The sequence below is a fragment of the Micrococcales bacterium genome (assembly GCA_016703125.1).
Lineage (GTDB): Bacteria > Actinomycetota > Actinomycetes > S36-B12 > UBA10799 > JADKAV01.
Genome location: JADJCR010000005.1, coordinates 66,360 through 83,333 on the forward strand (window position 1 = coordinate 66,360; position 16,974 = coordinate 83,333).

General features: G+C 66.0%; 20 protein-coding genes. 10 read left to right on the plus strand and 10 right to left on the minus strand.

What is annotated here, in order from left to right; translation table 11 throughout:
• Positions 1 to 23: 23 nt before the first annotated feature.
• From IPG68_09490 to ligD, 3 genes are read left to right on the plus strand one after another with little or no spacing between them, the layout of a single operon-like run.
• Positions 24 to 587 (plus strand): dihydrofolate reductase family protein, encoded by a 564-nt coding sequence (locus tag IPG68_09490; protein ID MBK6763471.1) that lies wholly within the window; start codon positions 24 to 26, stop codon positions 585 to 587.
• Between the two features lie 8 nt (positions 588 to 595).
• The gene (locus tag IPG68_09495) at positions 596 to 1,645 is read left to right on the plus strand and encodes an ATP-dependent DNA ligase (protein ID MBK6763472.1); all 1,050 of its coding nucleotides are present in this window, start codon (positions 596 to 598) and stop codon (positions 1,643 to 1,645) included.
• Positions 1,645 to 2,721: a non-homologous end-joining DNA ligase gene (gene ligD, locus IPG68_09500; protein MBK6763473.1), complete on the plus strand. Its 1,077-nt coding sequence runs from the start codon at positions 1,645 to 1,647 to the stop codon at positions 2,719 to 2,721. Before IPG68_09495 ends, ligD begins: the two co-directional genes overlap by 1 nt.
• Before the next feature lie 210 nt (positions 2,722 to 2,931).
• Here ligD and IPG68_09505 read toward each other — a convergent pair whose 3' ends face one another.
• Positions 2,932 to 3,303, minus strand: coding sequence for a DUF5615 family PIN-like protein (locus IPG68_09505; GenBank protein MBK6763474.1), 372 nt, complete (start codon positions 3,301 to 3,303; stop codon positions 2,932 to 2,934).
• Positions 3,300 to 3,530 carry a DUF433 domain-containing protein gene (locus IPG68_09510; GenBank protein MBK6763475.1) on the minus strand — a complete coding sequence of 77 codons (231 nt, stop codon included), beginning with the start codon at positions 3,528 to 3,530 and terminating at the stop codon, positions 3,300 to 3,302. Before IPG68_09510 ends, IPG68_09505 begins: the two co-directional genes overlap by 4 nt.
• Positions 3,531 to 4,262: 732 nt before the next feature.
• Between IPG68_09510 and IPG68_09515 the strand changes: the two genes are divergently transcribed.
• The gene (locus tag IPG68_09515) at positions 4,263 to 4,718 is read left to right on the plus strand and encodes a hypothetical protein (GenBank protein MBK6763476.1); all 456 of its coding nucleotides are present in this window, start codon (positions 4,263 to 4,265) and stop codon (positions 4,716 to 4,718) included.
• Between the two features lie 304 nt (positions 4,719 to 5,022).
• Here IPG68_09515 and IPG68_09520 read toward each other — a convergent pair whose 3' ends face one another.
• The 3 genes from IPG68_09520 to IPG68_09530 all read right to left on the minus strand — a co-directional run bounded on the left by IPG68_09520 (position 5,023) and on the right by IPG68_09530 (position 7,296).
• Complete coding sequence (locus IPG68_09520; GenBank protein MBK6763477.1) at positions 5,023 to 5,229, minus strand: hypothetical protein; 207 nt, start codon at positions 5,227 to 5,229, stop codon at positions 5,023 to 5,025.
• A gap of 230 nt (positions 5,230 to 5,459) precedes the next feature.
• The gene (locus IPG68_09525; protein ID MBK6763478.1) at positions 5,460 to 6,263 is read right to left on the minus strand and encodes a hypothetical protein; all 804 of its coding nucleotides are present in this window, start codon (positions 6,261 to 6,263) and stop codon (positions 5,460 to 5,462) included.
• A gap of 544 nt (positions 6,264 to 6,807) precedes the next feature.
• Positions 6,808 to 7,296, minus strand: coding sequence for a hypothetical protein (locus tag IPG68_09530; protein ID MBK6763479.1), 489 nt, complete (start codon positions 7,294 to 7,296; stop codon positions 6,808 to 6,810).
• Positions 7,297 to 7,458: 162 nt separating this feature from the next.
• Between IPG68_09530 and IPG68_09535 the strand changes: the two genes are divergently transcribed.
• Positions 7,459 to 8,598 carry a sensor histidine kinase gene (locus IPG68_09535; GenBank protein MBK6763480.1) on the plus strand — a complete coding sequence of 380 codons (1,140 nt, stop codon included), beginning with the start codon at positions 7,459 to 7,461 and terminating at the stop codon, positions 8,596 to 8,598.
• Positions 8,595 to 9,251, plus strand: a complete 657-nt coding sequence (locus IPG68_09540) for a response regulator transcription factor (protein ID MBK6763481.1) — start codon at positions 8,595 to 8,597, stop codon at positions 9,249 to 9,251. Before IPG68_09535 ends, IPG68_09540 begins: the two co-directional genes overlap by 4 nt.
• 313 nt (positions 9,252 to 9,564) lie before the next feature.
• Here IPG68_09540 and IPG68_09545 read toward each other — a convergent pair whose 3' ends face one another.
• A complete protein-coding gene (locus tag IPG68_09545) occupies positions 9,565 to 9,834 on the minus strand; it encodes a type II toxin-antitoxin system RelE/ParE family toxin (protein MBK6763482.1) in 270 nt (89 codons plus the stop codon).
• Entirely contained in the window at positions 9,831 to 10,112 is a 282-nt protein-coding gene (locus tag IPG68_09550) for a type II toxin-antitoxin system Phd/YefM family antitoxin (protein MBK6763483.1), read from the minus strand. The genes IPG68_09545 and IPG68_09550 overlap by 4 nt, the downstream gene beginning before the upstream one ends.
• A gap of 309 nt (positions 10,113 to 10,421) precedes the next feature.
• Between IPG68_09550 and IPG68_09555 the strand changes: the two genes are divergently transcribed.
• From IPG68_09555 to IPG68_09565, 3 genes are all read left to right on the plus strand, one after another.
• Entirely contained in the window at positions 10,422 to 11,042 is a 621-nt protein-coding gene (locus IPG68_09555; GenBank protein ID MBK6763484.1) for a methyltransferase domain-containing protein, read from the plus strand.
• Between the two features lie 201 nt (positions 11,043 to 11,243).
• Positions 11,244 to 11,498 carry a hypothetical protein gene (locus IPG68_09560; GenBank protein ID MBK6763485.1) on the plus strand — a complete coding sequence of 85 codons (255 nt, stop codon included), beginning with the start codon at positions 11,244 to 11,246 and terminating at the stop codon, positions 11,496 to 11,498.
• Complete coding sequence (locus tag IPG68_09565) at positions 11,491 to 11,901, plus strand: type II toxin-antitoxin system VapC family toxin (GenBank protein ID MBK6763486.1); 411 nt, start codon at positions 11,491 to 11,493, stop codon at positions 11,899 to 11,901. Before IPG68_09560 ends, IPG68_09565 begins: the two co-directional genes overlap by 8 nt.
• Positions 11,902 to 12,519: 618 nt before the next feature.
• Here IPG68_09565 and IPG68_09570 read toward each other — a convergent pair.
• A complete protein-coding gene (locus IPG68_09570; protein MBK6763487.1) occupies positions 12,520 to 13,254 on the minus strand; it encodes a DUF72 domain-containing protein in 735 nt (244 codons plus the stop codon).
• A 105-nt stretch (positions 13,255 to 13,359) separates the two neighbouring features.
• Positions 13,360 to 13,953 carry a VOC family protein gene (locus IPG68_09575; protein MBK6763488.1) on the minus strand — a complete coding sequence of 198 codons (594 nt, stop codon included), beginning with the start codon at positions 13,951 to 13,953 and terminating at the stop codon, positions 13,360 to 13,362.
• 37 nt (positions 13,954 to 13,990) lie between these two features.
• Here IPG68_09575 and IPG68_09580 point away from each other — a divergent pair, with 37 nt between their 5' ends.
• Positions 13,991 to 14,326: a CPBP family intramembrane metalloprotease gene (locus IPG68_09580; protein ID MBK6763489.1), complete on the plus strand. Its 336-nt coding sequence runs from the start codon at positions 13,991 to 13,993 to the stop codon at positions 14,324 to 14,326.
• Positions 14,327 to 14,536: 210 nt separating this feature from the next.
• Here the strand turns inward: IPG68_09580 and IPG68_09585 are convergent, their stop codons facing one another.
• Entirely contained in the window at positions 14,537 to 16,762 is a 2,226-nt protein-coding gene (locus IPG68_09585) for a hypothetical protein (GenBank protein ID MBK6763490.1), read from the minus strand.
• Positions 16,763 to 16,974 lie beyond the last annotated feature (212 nt).

Here is a 16,974-nt window from a genome sequence, read left to right on the forward strand (position 1 = left end):
CCGAGCAGTGGTCAGATGGTGCGATGGACGATGAGCACCTCTGGGAAGCCTACGCGTGGCCGCAGCGCAGCATGCGGGTCAACTTCGTGACGAGTATGGACGGGCACATACAGGGTCCCGACGGCAAGTCCGGCACGCTCAGCAGCCAGGAGGACCGCCGCATCTTCCACATGCTTCGCGCGGGCTGCGACGCGGTGCTCGTCGGGGCCGGCACCGCCCGGATCGAGAACTACAAGCAGATCAGCATCAAACCCGAGTGGGAGGTCCTACGCGACAACCCCGATCCTCCGGTGCTCATCATGGTGTCGGCCAGCGGCAACGTGCCGGACATCGAGGGTGCGCGCACGGTGGACGGGACGGACCTGGCGGCGGTCAAGGAGCAGTACCCGCGGATCCTGTGCGAAGGGGGCCCGCACCTTTTCACAGCACTGCTGGAGCAGGGGCTGGTCGACGAATTGGCGCTGAGCACGTCCAACCACATCGGCGGCACCGGTTCTCTGGTGACGGCGGGGATGTGGCGCGAGGCCGTCGCGAGGCACGTCCACCAGGACGACGAGGGAACGTATGCGCTGTGGGCCATCCCGTGATCGCGCCGATGCTGGCCAAGGCCGTCGGCGATCAGCTCCCGGACACCCCGGGATTGCTGTACGAGCCGAAGTGGGACGGCTTCCGGTGCCTGATCTTCCGTGACGGGGATTCGGTGGTTCTGCAGAGCCGCAAGGAGGAGGACTTCTCCTATCTGTTCCCGGAGGTGGTGGCCGTGGCGCAAGGCCTGTCCCCCGGGACCACGCTGGACGGCGAACTGGTGATCGTCGGTGACACGGGGCTGGAGTTCGACCTGCTGAGCAACCGGATTCGGCCACGGTCGGAGGCGGGCGGCTGGAAGATCAAGGAACTCAGCGAGCAGACCCCCGCGCGCTACGTGGCGTTCGACCTGTTGCGACGCGACGGCGAGGACGTGAGTCAAGAACCCTTCGTGCAGCGCCGGGAGATGCTGGAGTCGCTCGCCATGCCACCGCAGATGCACCTCACCCCCATCACCGACGACCCCGCTGTGGCCCGCGAGTGGTTCGACCTCTTCGAAGGTGCCGGCCTGGACGGGGTGGTGTGCAAACCCGCCGATGCGCCATACACCCCCGGCAAACGGACCATGCTCAAGGTGAAGCACATACGCACCGCGGACGTGGTGGTCGCCGGCTGGCGGCCCTACAAGAACACCGCGCCGGACGGCTCCGAGATGCTGGGGGCGCTGCTGCTCGGGCTCTACGACGATGACGGCGTACTGCACAACGTCGGCGCGGCCGGATCCTTCACCCGGGACAACCGCATCGCGCTGGCCAAGGAACTTGCGTCGATCGAAGTGGGCCCCGACGACGACCACCCGTGGCGCTGGGCCGGCGACGGCCAGCGGGTCCCCGGGATGCAGTCGCGGTGGACGGGCAAGAAGGACATGGGCTTCCACCCGCTCAAGCCGGTGCTGGTCGCGGAGGTGAAGTACGACCACATGCAGGGTGATCGCTTCCGGCACGTGGCGTCGTTCGTGCGCTGGCGGCCGGACCGTGAGCCGAGCAGTTGCACGTACGAGCAACTCGAACAACCGGTGCGCTTTGACGTTTCGGCGGTCCTGGCCGGCGAGGTGCGCTGATGGCGGCCAAGGAGACGTTCCTGGAGGTGGCTGGCCGCGAGGTGCGCGTGTCCAACCCGGACAAGATCTACTTCCCTGAGCCTGGGTATACGAAACTCGACGTGGTCTCGTATTACGCCACCGTCGCGCCGTTCATGCTCCCCTACCTGCTGGACCGGCCCACAGCTTTGGAGCGCTGGCCCGACGGCGTTCAGCCCGACGTGAAGATGGCGCAGCGCGGACGGCGCGTCGGGCCCGGCGAAGCGTTCTACCAGAAGCGCGTGCCGACGCACGCTCCCGACTGGATCAAGAGCCACGAGATCGCTTTCCCCTCGGGCCGCACCGCCGACGAAATCACCCCGACCGAGCAGGCGGTGATCGTATGGTGCGCGAACCTCGGCGCGATCGTGTTCCATCCCTGGGCCGTGACCGCGCCCGACGTGGACCACCCCGATGAGCTGCGGCTCGATCTCGACCCACAGCCCGGCACCGACTTCCACGACGCGGTGGCCGCGGCCGCAGTACTTCGCGACATCCTCGACGAACTCGGGATGCAGGGCTGGCCGAAGACCTCCGGTGGACGTGGACTGCACGTCTTCGTACCGATCGAGCCCCGCTGGGACTTCATCGATGTGCGGCACGCTGCCATCGGGATCGGCCGCGAGATGGCACGGCGGGCCCCGGAATTGGTCACCGTCGAGTGGTGGAAGGAGAACCGCGGCGAGCGGATATTCCTCGACTACAACCAGAACGCCCGGGACCGCACGATCGCCAGTGCCTTCTCGGTCCGGCCGCGGCCCCTGGCCCCGGTGTCCACTCCCCTGACCTGGAACGAAGTGCCAGAGACCGATCCCGGTGACTGGACTATCGCCACCGTGCCCGGCCGCCTGGCTGAGGTCGGCGACGTTCATGCAGATCGGTGGGGGCAGGCCTTCGACCTGACACCGGCTCTGGAGCTGTACGACGGGGAGGAAATGGCCTATCCCCCGGACTATCCGAAGATGCCCGGCGAACCGAAACGGGTGCAACCGAGCCGGAATACCGACCTGACCAGGGGGAACGCCGGGAAGGGTGGGCTGGACCGTGGGGAGGATTGACGCACAGCGCAAGCTCGCCGGAATATCTTGCGTCACTCGCGCCTGATGCCCTTGGAGATCGCCCTCGGGTCGGTCTTCTCACCGCGTCAAACGTCCTCTTGGCAAAATGAGAAATCCCCTTGAGACGTGGAGGCACTCGCCGCCGAAAGGGTGCTGGGGTTGGGTGATGTCATCAGCCACGTCCGGACTGGAGCACGACCGCAGCCCTGCCTACTCTCCGATGAAGGGCAGTACCCGCACCCGCTGTCGACCCGGCTCTAGCGTGATCAAGGCTCCTGATTCCAGCTCGCTGGCCATCTGCGCGACGGTTGAGATCAGCATCGGCGCCAACGCCTCAGGCCGCAGATCACCACCGCGAAGCTGGACGACGCTCGGGCCGGCGGCGCCCGATGAGGCCAGCATGGAACCGAAGTCCAGGTCATTGGTCAGAACGACAGCGTCGCGGTGCCTGGCAGTCTGCATGATCACCACGTCGGCATCCGTTGCTTCACCGATTTCCGACCAATGCTCGGCATCCAACCCGGCGTCGCGCAGCCAATCAACCCACCGTGGAGAAAGGTTCATGTCAACGATGAACCTCATGCCGTTTCGAGCTCGATCTCCCGCTCCTCGGCCAGCCAGGCGGCGTACCGGAGTGCCTGAAGAACGTCTTCACGCTCAAGGTAGGGGTAGTCGGACAGCAGACCGTCGATTGTCACTCCCGAACCGATCTGTCCCACGATCATGCCCACCGTCACCCTCATCCCGCGGATGCAGGGACGCCCGCCCATGACCGCAGGATCACGGGTGATCCGATCCAACGTCGCCATGTGAGCCTCCCTTTGGTTTAGCGGTACAAGTCTACGGCCATGTGCAATTCCCCGGCTGTACGCGAGATCGTTCCGTGAACCTCGTGAGCATAGGCCGGGAATCGCTCCGACCACGATCCGTTAAGTCTTCAAGCAGTGTGCTCCGGCATCAGGGAACCAAGATCGCGGATTCGCCGGAATATCTTGTCGCACAGCGCGCCCTCCCCCGGGGGCAACCGCCCGGGGGGACCCGAAGGAGGCCGGGGCAGGGAAGGGGGGGGGGCCGGAAGGAGGGACGGGGCCGGGCCGCCGCGGGCAGGTCACTGGGAACAGCGGTCATCGCGATGAGCTCCAGAGTCAGTCGGTGAGTCGGTTCTCTGAGGATCAGGCCCGGCACCACGCCGAAACGGATCACCTCGTACCACCCCCCCCCCCCCAACCAAACGAGGGGCGGGCCCCCCGGGGGGGGGGGGGGGGGGGGGGGGGGGGGTAAGGCTAGCCGCCCGCGAGAATGCGGATCTAGCCTGGGGGCACCCGTCGCCTCAACCCAGAGCCAAGGGAGCCGGCCCCGGCCACCACTGCGGCGGTCTCCAAGTCGAAGGTCAAGACGATCGCCCGCAACCAGGCGAACAAAGCCATCACGGCCCGTGCTCCGGGACTGTCCGTGCTGTCGGCCAAGACCGCCGCACCGACGGCCCCGCCGGCGGCGACCTGACCGGGGAGTATCCGGATCCGAAGATCGCGGACAACGCGGTGACGACAACGAAGATCGCCGACGAGGCCGTCACGACGGCCAAGATCGCCGCGAACTCGGTGACCACGCCGAAGATCGCGGATAATGCCGTCAACTCGGCCAAGATCGCTAACGCCACCATCACCCAGGACGACCTCGCGCCGAACAGCGTCGGCAACGCTCAGCTCCAGACCAAGGTGTTTTTCGCGAAGGTGCAGTACAACGCGGCCAACCCGGTAATCCTCGCGGGGAGCCCCGGTGTGAGCTCGCAGGGAGAGGGAGCGTTGGCATTTCCGAGAATCGGGTTCCCGCAGTCAATGGCCAATTGCGCGATCACCGCAACGACCTCAGCCGCCGCTGGTACGTCGATCGTGCGCCATTCGAGCCAGTCGGGCGGCACCGTAGTGCAGCTCGCGGTCCAGGATGGGGCGAACGCCGGCGTCCGCGAGAACTTCAGCATCATCGGCATCTGCTGAGGGATTCGATCGAATGGCGCGTACGAATGGGAGTGGGCCGTATACCACCGGACCTCGCTGCTCAATCCCCGGCTGGCCACGACCGATTACTGGGCCGAATCAGGGTTTTCGTGCATGGCGTTTCAGGCACTGATCAGGCGCGGAGGACATCGACGCTGACCGGCTACCCCTATCCGGTCGACCGGGTTTGATCCGCACGAGGGCCAATGCCCGAAGCGACTCCCGGTCAGAGAGCGATCGTCAGGAACTCAGTGCGACGGCGGTGTCCTCACAACGGGTCCCGCATCGCTGTTCCGTACGAACATCAGTCCTTCGCGGAATCGCCGATCGATTGTGAGGGGGCCTTGCCGGCCAGAGCCGAAAAGGCCCCGTACACCAGGAACGCCGGCCACACCGTGCCCTTGAGCAGACCGACCGCGCGATCGCGCGGGGTGTCCGAATGCGTCCAGAAGTAAACCCATGCGCCGATGACACCCAAGCCGTACACGGGACTGCCTCCGGCCCCTGACATGGACTTGCCGCTCTGCTGCTTCTGGTTGTTCTCATCCGTCATATCCTCACGGTAGACCTGTGCCACCGGTTGTGAGGTGTCGTCTTGGGTCGGTACCTGATGAACGCGAGTTCCCTGCCACCCGACGGCACGAAGGTGACCCGATCTCTGAGTGCAGTCTGGCTGCACCAGTGAGTTCGTGCGTTTCGGTCCCGACGCGGCGCGACTTCGAGAGTCAGGGTGGCCAACGGTCAGTTCGTGCTAGATTCACCAGCTCGCTGCTGGATGGTCTGGTTGAGCCGCGACACCGATTCCCGCAGTTCAGCCACCTCGGTGCGCAGGGCCCGCGCATCTTCGGCGGTCAGAGCAGAGCCTTCGGCGGGGCTGTTCTTGTCGTCACCGAGAATCCAGGCGACGAGTTTGGCGGTGAACATACTGGCAGCCAGGATGCCGCAGACGCTGACGACCACACCCAAGAACTTCCCGTCGGCCGTGGTGGGCGCGAAGTCCGTCCCAGTGTCGACGTGCAGCAGACCGCCGAAAGCCCAAACGAAGGCGTCCCCGGGCCCATGGATGCCGGAGGACTGCTGATTGTTCTCCAACTCCACCATCGTCAGCGCGGACATCACGCCCACGAACACGATCAGGACGAATGAGAACGTGAAGCCGTCGCCCGCAGACAGTTGCCGCAACTCCAGAATGAAGGCTACGACGATCAAGATGAACCAGATCGGATCCCAGAAGAGGATCAGGAACAGCGGGGCGATCAGCAGCATCGGTAGCGCCGGATGACGCAGGACGAACGCGAGTCGACCAGTTTCGCCGCTCACCTGCCGGATCCACGTGATAAGGAGCAAGATCCACAGGACTACCACTATGCCGTTCAGAATCCGCACCGTCGAAGGGCCCCAGTGGCCGAAGCCGGTGATGATGATCGTCAGAGAGTAGACGGAAATGAAGGCAAGGCGCGCGATCGCAGGCCAGAACTCCGACAGCGGCGGGCGTCGCGCTGGCTCCATGTCAGCCGCCTCGGAAAGCTCTTCTGCGGAGGACATGCCGGCGAGCCTATCGGGTGGAAGGACTCCGGACACGGTCGTGCCGGTTGCTGACGCCGACGGGCAGGGACCGGTCACAAACCATCCGGTTCAAAGGCACGTAGGCGAGGCGAATTCGCCGCAACATTTTGTCGCATAGCGCACCCCACTCCCCCTCGTGACGCACACCGTCTCCGGGTGAACACTGGCGAAGATGCCCGGCGAACCGCAACGGGTGAGCCGAGCCGGGCGCAGGACTGACTGACCGCGAGCGGATTGGAGCGTCAGGTGGGGTTCGTGCAGTTGGATGGGGTTCGTCGCCGCCTGAGTATCATCCAACTACCCGAACCCCATCCAACGCGACGAAGAGCCTGACCCGGATTCCCGGACACGGGTGGTGTGGGGACGACACCGGGACCTCTTGGGTGGTCGGTGTGGACGCGGACGACGACCTTGCCACGGCTGCCGGTGTGGGCCTCCCAGCGGTAGTTGGTGTCCCACCGCCAGGAGGCCCACACCGCAGCACGGAGGCAGATGGCTCCGAACTGGACGGACTCCCCTGGGTTCACACGTGCCGCTGGGCACCAACGGTTTCACGGTCCCGGCTGGTCGCCATGGTCGCCGACTGTGCGGTGCGCGGCCACGTCCAGGCGGACCGCAGGATGAGGGCGAGCAGGACCAGTTCCAGTGCGACGCCGAGACCGTAGAAGACGATCCAGGTTTCGCTCGCCAGGTTGAATACCGTAACGGGGACGTAGAGCGCGGCCACGATGAGGTTCGCGCTGCGGCTCACCCGGGCAGGCAGCGTCGTCGACAGCACGATCATCAGGATCGGGACGGCCATCAGGGTCAGTGCCGACGTCGAGAAGGTCTGGGAGAGGGCGAACTCGAACACCCTGCCGTCGAGGATGTCGCTGATGGTGCCGGGCGTGTAGAAGTTGAGAATGTCCACGTAGGCGTACAGGAACATGAAACTCGTCCACGCTGCGGCGAGTTTCGCTCTCACCGGCATGGGCTGGTCTTCCAGTGTTGTGGCTTGTTGACGTGTTCTCATCATGGGCTCCGTTACTGTCGTGAGGATCGGTAGTTCCACGATCGCTGGGCCCAGCGCCGGGCGTATCCGCCCGGAGGCCGGAGTGCGCCTGGCCGATGGCACGGTCTCTGTCTCGTTCTTTGGGTGGGTACGCCGACGCGGGCCGATCCCTAGGCTGGACCCGTGATCACTGTCCGGCGCTCGATCTGGCATGAGCCACGGCCTACAGACGCTCCACCCATCGGTCGTCTCGACTGGCTGCTGGTGGGCGTGTTCGCGGCCGCCGCCGTGCTCGAGGGCATCGTTCGGCCGGACCTGGCCTGGCGACCCCTTGTGATGGTGCTCGCCCTCGCGCTACTACCGGCCCTGCTCTGGCGGCGGAGCCGCCCCCTGCTGGCTGCCCTGATCGGGTGGGGTGCCGCCGGGCTGCTCTCGGTCCTCCAGCTGACTGCGAACACCGGGGACCTCGGACTGCTGTCCATGATGGCCGTCCTGATCCTGCTCTACTCCCTGGTGCGGTGGGGCTCTGGACGGGAGATGGTCCTGGGGACAGCCTTCGTGACCGTCGTCGTCGCGCTGGGGATGTCCGCCGCCTCAGCCGGCTGGGCCGAAGTCCTCGGCGCGAGCGCCCTCTTGCTGATGATCGTCGCCCTCGCGGCTGTTTTCCGGTACCGCGCGGACCTGTGGCAGCGCCAACAGCGCGAGATCCGCAATGAGGAGCGGGTAGCGCTGGCGCGCGAGTTGCACGACACCGTGGCCCACCACGTCTCGGCCATCGCGGTGCAGGCGCAGGCCGGTGGTGTGGTCGCCGGCACCCAGCCCGAGAAGGCTGCCGAGGTCCTGGCCGCGATCGAGTCTGAAGCGTCGCGAACCCTGGCGGAGATGAGATCCATGGTGCGCGTGCTACGTGAGGAGGACGCCGTCGCCTACGCACCGCAACGGGGTGTCGCGGACCTGCCTGCTCTGGCGCGCGACGACACGGCGCCCGCCGTCGAGGTCTCGCTGAACGGTTCGTTGACCAGGCTGGCACCATCCGTGGACGCCGCGCTCTACCGGCTCGCGCAGGAGTCGCTCACCAACGCCGTACGGCACGCCCATGGCGCGACCCGCGTCGGGATCGACGTTCGCCGGGAGGGCGACGCCGTGAGGCTGCGTGTGAGCGACGACGGACAGACCGAGCCGGGGCCGACCCCGGAGCCTGGGTTCGGCCTGCTGGGTATGGCCGAACGTGCCCAGCTCCTCGGCGGATCGTTCTCCGCCGGACCGGGGCCCGAGGGTGGCTGGGTGGTCGAGGCCGTGCTGCCGGTGGAGACGCTGGCATGAGCATCCGTGTTGTCGTCGCCGACGACCAGGACTTGGTCCGGACCGGCCTGGTGATGATCCTCGGCGCGCAGCCCGACCTCGAGGTCGTGGGGGAAGCAGCAGACGGGCTCGCAGCGCTCGAAATGGCGACCCAACTGCGTCCCGATGTCCTCCTTGTCGACATCCGAATGCCCGGGCTCGACGGCGTCGAGGTGACGCGGCGCCTGGCCGGGCCAGACGTGACGGATCCGATGGCGGTCGTCGTCATCACCACGTTCGACCTCGACGAGTACGTCCTCGGGGCCCTGCGCGCGGGCGCCCGCGGCTTCCTGCTCAAAGACGCCGGGCCGGAACTCCTCGTGCAGGCCATCCACGCGGCGGCTGATGGTGACGCGCTGATCGCCCCGAACGTCACCCGCCGACTGCTGGCGACGTTCGCCGATCAGGCGCCAGCGGTCGCGGTTCAGCCCGTCGACCCGCTCACCGAACGCGAGGAGGAGGTGCTCGCGCTGGTGGCACGGGGCCGGACCAACGCCGAGATCGCCACCGAACTCTTCGTCGCCCTGAGCACGGTCAAGACCCACGTCGCATCGTTGATGACCAAGCTCGGCGCGCGCAACCGCGTGGAGATCGCGATGTGGGCATACGACACGAGGCGCGTGAGAGCCGATTAGGGCGTGTCTCCATCCGGGACCACGGCGGCGTATATGCAGACCGGAAGAGCGAACTGCCCAAGCGCATCAAGCTGTCTGCCGTGCTCACCTCCGCGAATGCCCGGCAACACCGCCGTCACCCGCACCACCACCTACACAGCAGGCAAACGCGGCCAAGAGAATCACCGGAACACTTGTCGCGCAGCGCACCACACTCCCCCTCGTGACGCACACCGTCAGCGGGTGAGCATTCCGAAGATGCCCGGCGGACCGAAACGGGTGGGCCAACCCGGGCGCGGGACTGACTGACCGCAGATCGGAACCATCAGTCGGTTCAGTAGATGTCCGAACGTGGACCGACTGCCAGCACGGTGACCGTCATGTCCTGATCGTCAGTTCGGTACAGGATGCGGTAGGTGCCGCGACGGGCGCTGTGTCTGTCGTCCAGGGGCGGCATGAGTTGCTTGCCCACCCGATGTGGGTTGTCCAGCAGTGGTCCGGTGATGAACTCGAACGCCGCGAAAGCGATCGATTCCGGCAACTTTTCAGCAAACTGCCGGCGCACCGTGGATGTGCTGACGAGTCGGTAGAGACGCGCGGTCACCCGTGCATCCGGCGCTGCTCCATCGCCTCTTTCAGGTCGTCCGCCGACTCCACCCTGCCAACGGCGAGATCGGCATCCGACGAGACGAGCTGGGCGATCATGTCGGGATCGGCCAGTGCCGCGATGGTCTCCTCCAGTCGTTGCAGATCATCGGGCGCCAGCAACACTGCTGACGGGTGGCCATGCACGGTCACGATCACCCGCTCGTGCTGAGTGCTGACCCTACTGATCAATTCCGACAGATGGGCCTTCACTTCCGCGAGTGGCAAGCTAGTCATAGTCATAAGTGTGACCAACTATCCGGGCGCTGGCGATAGGCGAAGCCGGCCGGTCCGGCCTCCGAATCGCCCATCGCCGGGAGGTCTACGACCGCTGAGTCATCAGGCAAGCTCCGAAGTCGTGCCCATGGCGTCATGGGTGCCATCAGGCAAGCTCCAAAGTTTGCCACTTGGAGTGATGGCGGGTGATCCTGGTTCGGATGTCACCGGCAAGCGGAAGGAGTGCGCAGTGGGAGCCAGACACGCCGACCAGGTGTGCGAGACAGCTGCGTGGACTGCCTGCGCCGACCACCAACTGGTTTGTGTGTGATGGCTGAGTTCGACAGACGCTACTGGGAAGACCACTGGGAGCCCGCCGCGGCGTCGGTCCGGCGCCTCCCCGCCAATCCCTACCTGCCGGCCGAGACCATGCGACTGCCCATCGGCACCGCACTCGACGCCGGCTGTGGGATGGGGGCCGAGGCCCTCTGGCTCGCCGAGAACGGCTGGCAGGTAACCGCCGCCGACATCTCCACGAAAGCGCTGGCGGCGGCGCGGGCCCGCGCCGCCGAAGCCGGGATCGACGCTGAGATCGAGTGGGTGGAGGCCGATCTGGCCCGGTGGGAACCCGGACGGACCTGGGATCTGGTGGTCACCAACTACGCCCACGCCGACATCGGACAGCTCGCGTTCTACGAGCGTCTGTCATCCTGGGTGTCCCCCGGTGGCACGCTGCTGATCGTGGGTCATCTTCACACCCACCACGAAGAGGATCGCGGTGCACATGACCATCCCGAGAGCGCCACGGCGACACTGGACACGATCACGCATCTCTTCCGCGGCCCGCACTGGCGAATCGAGACCGGCTACGAGAACACCCGCACCGTGCCTCCCGGCGGCCACGCCGCACACCTGCGCGACGTGATCGTCCGCGCTCACCGACTCACCTGACCGGCCCCTGCGATTCGCGCCGGAACCTCGGCTCGGCGCCGTCTACCCCGTCCACCAGCGTGCGAGCCCCTGCCCAACTCATGACCCACCGGCACACCGCGAACCGGGACGGGGGCCCGACAGGGGCGCGAGAGGCCGGCGCCGGACCCACCAAAAAAAATGAGGCTGGACGGCCGTAGCACCAGGTGCGACACTGAGACCATGCCCACAACGATCAGCCAGCGAGAACTGCGCAACTCCAGCGGTGACATCATGCGGCGCCTCGAGGCAGGAGAGACGTTCGTCGTCACGCGTGCGGGCAAGCCGGTCGGTGAGTTGGGTCCGGTTCGACGGCGGCCTTTTGTCAGTTCCCAGCTTGTGGCTGACGTGTTCCACGGTGCGCCGAGCATCGACCGTGATCGCCTCAGGCGAGATCTCGACGCGGTCGCAGACGCCGGGCTGGATCTTCGTGCCTAATCAGCGCCTGGCGAGGGGAATCCTGGACACATCCGTCGTCATCGACCTGGAACGTATCGATCCGGGGATGCTCCCCGTGGAGGTCGCAGTCACGGCCATCACCATGGCAGAACTCGCGGCCGGTCCCCACGCCACCACAGATCCGGCGGAGAGAGCACGCCGCCAGGACCGGCTTCAACGCGCGGAGGCGGCCTTCGATCCCCTCGCGTTCGACACCGCCGCCGCCCGAGCCTACGGATTGATCTACGCGGCTGTGATCGCTCAGGGCCGCAAGGCCCGAGGAGCGCGGGCGGTCGACCTGCTCATTGCAGGTGTGGCTGCGGCACATGGCATTCCCCTGGTCACGCGGAACCCTGAGGCCTTCTCGGGTCTTGCGGGCATCGTCACCGTCGTCGAAGTGTAGGCCAGGGAACTCGCCGGGATACTTTGTCCCACAGCGCACCCCTCTCCCCTCGCAACGCACACCGTCAAGCCGTCGACAGTCCGAAGATGCCTGGCAAACCGAGACGGGTGCCGCCGAGCCGGGCACTGACTGACGGACTGACGGTGGAACCGTCAGTCCATGCCGAACACGTCGGAACGTAGGTCCGCCGCGGGTACGGCGGTCATGCTGCGTGCAGCTGGTTGCGATTCCTCGCTGCCCGAACGTCAACCATCTACCCGAACGCCATCCAACGGGATTAGCCGTACCGACGCCAACTTGACTCGTGGCAGGTCGTCTCCGGTGATGTCGTCGGGCGGGTCCGTCGCGACGGCTGGTGCCCAGAACACGGTGGGAACTGCGTGCGAGGAGCGCGACAAGAACCGAGGTCTCGGAAGAGCTGAGTGCGCATAATGTCCTCACGAGTTGTCGCCTGCAGCGGCCACCTTCCCACAGCGAGCCGCCCTTCGCGCCAAGCTTGACCGGCCAACTGACCCGGCCTCCGACAGAGGATTCGAAGACCGCCACGTCTCGGCACCCAAACGGTGAACGTGAAGCCGTCCCGAGGTTGCCGCCGTTCAACACGCCATGCCTGAAGGGTCATTGGTCACCGAGCAGATGGCGAAGCGCCCACGCGTCGCGCACTGCATTGCGACCACCATCGTTGTTGAAGTACGCATATATGTCGGTCCGGTTCTGCCACTCCCACTCCCGGAAGCGGTCGGCCCACCAGCTCAAGTCGGCCTGCGAGTACGAGCCCGCGTAGAGATGATCATGGTCGGGCCCGTGGAGTCGCACGTATACGAATGGGGCGGTCGCCCTCAGCACGCACGGCAGGGTGGCGCCCGACATGACCACGTACGAGGCACCCCGCGACGCGAGGAGTTCGAAGACCTGCTCGGCCTGCCAGCTGGGATGCCGCAGTTCCACGGCGACCTCGATCCAGTCCGGCAGGCGGTCGAGGAAGTAGGCCAGTCGGACGTCGTCGCGGGCCAAATCAGGTGGGAGTTGCACGAGCAGCGGCCCGCGCCTGCCCCGAAGCTCGTGCAGTCCCGCGGCGATCCGGCCGATCCACGATTCCGGTCCATACAACCGCCGGCCGTGGATGAGCCCACGTGGCGCCTTCACGGCCATGCGGAACCCGTCGGGCAACCGCCTGCGCCATCTGGCGAAGCTGCGGGGCGCGGGCCAGCGGTAGAAGGAGGCGTTGAGCTCGACTGTCCGGAAGTGGGTTACGTACGTCTCCAGACGCCGCACCGGCGGCAGGCCCTCCGGGTACAGAACGCCCGCCCAGTGGTCGTAACTCCAGCCTGAGGTGCCCACCCAGAACGCCACTGCCCGACTATAAGGCCGACTTCCTGGCGAGGGGTCTCATCCGGGTCGTGGCACTCCTTCGCCACAGCATGACGATCGATGTACATGCCAACCTCCGGGCTCCGCTCAGCGCGGCAGAGGGTTCGGGCCGGTCGCGGTCACGAGGCTCTGGGGCACCCAATCATCGACGTGTCGGAAGCCTTCGAACGGCCCTGCATCGGACTCCACCGACGCTCGCAGCGAGAGTCGGTAAAACTTCACGTGAGTGAAGTCCTGGAACAGGATGTACACGGGGTCGGGTGTGCTGTTCGGACCCTGGAATTGCTGTCCCGTCAGGACGGGTTTATGGGCTGCGACGAACCGGTCGAAGGTGTCGCCGATCACCACGCCCAGATGCTCCAGCCCCATCTTGTAGACGCGCTGGTGCACCGGCGGAATGAGTTCGATGAGCGGGACGATCTTGCCGTCGAGGACCTCGAGTGGCTCAGCCGGGACAATCAGCGAGATCGGACGGCCGTTCCAGAAGTTCTCGAGATTGGCAACAGCGTGGCGTTCGAGAAGCGTCCTTGCGTGCACGTACTGATCCCATTCCGGCAGCCGAACGGCGAGGTGGCTCAGCCCGTAGGGGCGGATATCGATTCCGAGGGCGAGCAGCCGCTCCGCCTGCTGTGCCGCGAACCCCCGATAGTCCCCGATGATCTCGCCCACCGGATCGGCCATCGCCGCCTCCTCTCAGTCGTCGCCACCTTACGGCGTGATGGGTGGTGAATGCTCCGGACCGGATCCGCCGAGCGTCCAGTCGGTGTTCTTCCGCGGCTTCGTCCAGAACCGGCTCCAAGCGCAGTTCGGCCCCGTCGCCGGAGTGGGTGGAGCCGCAGCGCTGTACGGGCTGTACCACATCGGCTACGGCATGGGCGGCACAGAGATCCTTTTCCTCACCGGCCTCGGCGTGGTCTACGCGGTCGCGTTCGCACTCACCCAGAACGTGCTCGTGCTGTGGCCGCTGCCGCCCTGCTCGTTCCACACCAACGCCTCCAACGCCTCCACCGGCGACATCGACCTGCCCTGGGCTTCGGACGAGCGCGTTGGTTGATGCTCGTGCAGTCAGTTGGGGCTCGTGCAGTTGGTTGAGGTTCAGGAGGCGCTGAGCGTCAACCAACTACCCGAACGCCACCCAACCGCACGAACGCCATCCAACGCCAGCGGATCTCCCTCGTGACGCAGAGGGAGCCTTACGCGCTGGGTGCGTTCATGACCTTCGTTCCGCGCGTCGCCCCACGCTGATCAGTCTGCGCGTCGCCTACTACTTGCGCGGCTTGCCGACGAACTGCGTCACCTTGTCCTTGTTGGAGGGCTTGACCGAGATGTTGCCCAAGAACTGGACCGTCACCTTCACCTTGCCATCACGGCCCACCCTGGACCACTTCTTCGGCAAGGAGATCTGTCGGGTGCCGTCCTTGGGCAGGCTCACTGATGTGTAGCGCAACACCGCGTTCGTGTTCACAGCCCGCACGCCGACCCGGCCGGTCTTCGGCCCCTTGGTCGTGACCTTGACCTTGAGCCGGATGTGTTTGCCCGGCTGGATCGTGCCCGGGCCGACCAACTTGGCTCGGATCTTCGAACTGACGGACGCGCCGAGCGGCTGAAGTGTGGTGAACGCCCGCACGACCGGTGGCACCTGACTCAACAGGGTCGTCGACAGCATGTTCGCGTACTGCTGCTGACCCACCTCGTTCGGGTGGAAACCGACGCCGGTGTCCTTCGCGGCGATCGTGTCGATGATGTAGTCGGTCAGGTTGGTGATCCACCGGTTCGCGGAGCACATCCCGTACGGGTGACTCGAGCGGTACATCGAGAAGGCGGTGTTCCAGCCGTAGGTCGCGCCGTTGTTCTCGATCTGGGCGACCAGACCGTTCACGGGTACCTCGATGCGGTTGTCCAGGCGGGTGTTCGGTGCCGCCAGCGGCGGATCAGTGGCCGGGTTGAACGGCCCGAATCCCGTTACCACCGGACTCAGCGCCGGCACGTTACCCGGGAATGACGTGTTCTGCGGAACCGCGATCACGTCGTGGCCGGCCTGCCCCTCGTACAGCACGTTGTACGCCCAGGCGTTGTCGATCTGGTTCAGGGGTGACATCAACGGGTTGGTCAGCATCTGCTCCAGTGTCGGGAAGTTGATGTTGTCCGGTTCCGGCAGACCAGCGGGATTCTTCAGCGTCAACTGCCCTCCCCACGGCTGGGTCGGATCCTCCTGCACGCTGCAGAACTCGGTGTTGCCGGGGGTGCCCTTCTGCGTGAGGTCGGGATACATGGCCTGGGTCAGGTTCCCGATCTTGCTGTACCGAACCGGCTCGGAGGCGGTGAAGCCGGACTGCGGCACCCCGTTGACCAGTTTCTGGGTCTGGCACTGCGCAGCGCCCCCGGTGGCACCGAAGCAGGGCGCGAGCTTCGCATAGTCCTGTTGCAGGACCTGAAGGTTGGTGAAGACCGCCTCCTCGAGTTCAGGGTTGTCCTGCGTCGGAGTCGGAGCCGAGGGGTCCGAGGTGAGGCAGCGGTACCCTCCGTCCGTACCGGGCGTGATGAGGTTCATGTCGCCGATCAGAGTAAGCAGCCCGCCCAAGTCGCTGAACGAACCGCTGGGTCCGTTGGGCTCGCAGGTGAACTCGATGTCCTGGAGGTTGGCGATGTCCAGCGTGCCCGAAACCTGCGCCCCATCCTGACAGTTGGGGAAACCCTGGATCAGGGACTTGAGGGATCCTGAGATGCCGCTGTCCGGGAACCCGTTGATGACCACCGGCAGAACGTCGCTAGCGACACAACTGATGATGACAGGCGACAACCCGGCGTCGTTGCCGCCGATGGACAGCAGCCCCGCGTCGTAGGTCTGGCCCGCCGCGATCGCGGCCAACTGGTCGATCTGCGGGGGCATGTAGTCACCCGGACCGGTGTTGCTCTGCTGCGAGGGCTGCTTGATCTTCTTCTGCGGCGACAGCAGTCCGCCGTTCGGGGAGACCGTCGGGTTGTTCTCCTGCTCGAGAATCTCGCCGCCCGAGCACGCCACGTCCACCACTGTCACGTTGGATCGGGGATCCGACTGCTCCAGGACGAGCGCGGATCGCACGAACCCGCTCCAGCGCGACCTGTCACAAGCAGGCTCGTCCCAGTCGATCGTCCCGTCGGGGTTGCGGAAGGGCGGGAAGCCCTCCCCTGATGCGTAGGAGTCCCCGAGGATGCTCAGCAGCGTGTTGCGCACCGTGATGCTGCTCGACACGGTCTTCGTCACCGAGGTCTTGGTGTCTGTGACCGCCAACTGCAGCGGGAGAGTGCCTTCCGGGAGCGTTGCGTCCAGCGGGGTGCCGCAGGGCTGACCGGCGTAGGTAGTCACCGGAGTGGTCGCGATGGTCCAAGTGCACTGCAACCGACTCTTGGACCCGCCGTTGACCGTCGATGCACCGGCGTCGAGGACGACCTGGAAGAGCCCATTGCGCGGCAGTGGGCCGTAGAGCGCATTCCCCGCGATTGCCGTCACGGCCGCAGATGTTCTGCCAAGTCTCACGGGAGCTCACTTTCCTGCGGGAGGTGTCGGGCAATGGACGAGATGCTAGGCGCACGCACCCAGGGTTCGCCCGTTCACGGGCAGGATGTGGTGCCGGCCCTGAAGCTCTGCGAAGTCCGCGTCGTTGTGAGGACGCCGCCACCCCGGTGTTGGGGTGACCCCGTACCGACAGGTCAACTCCCGAC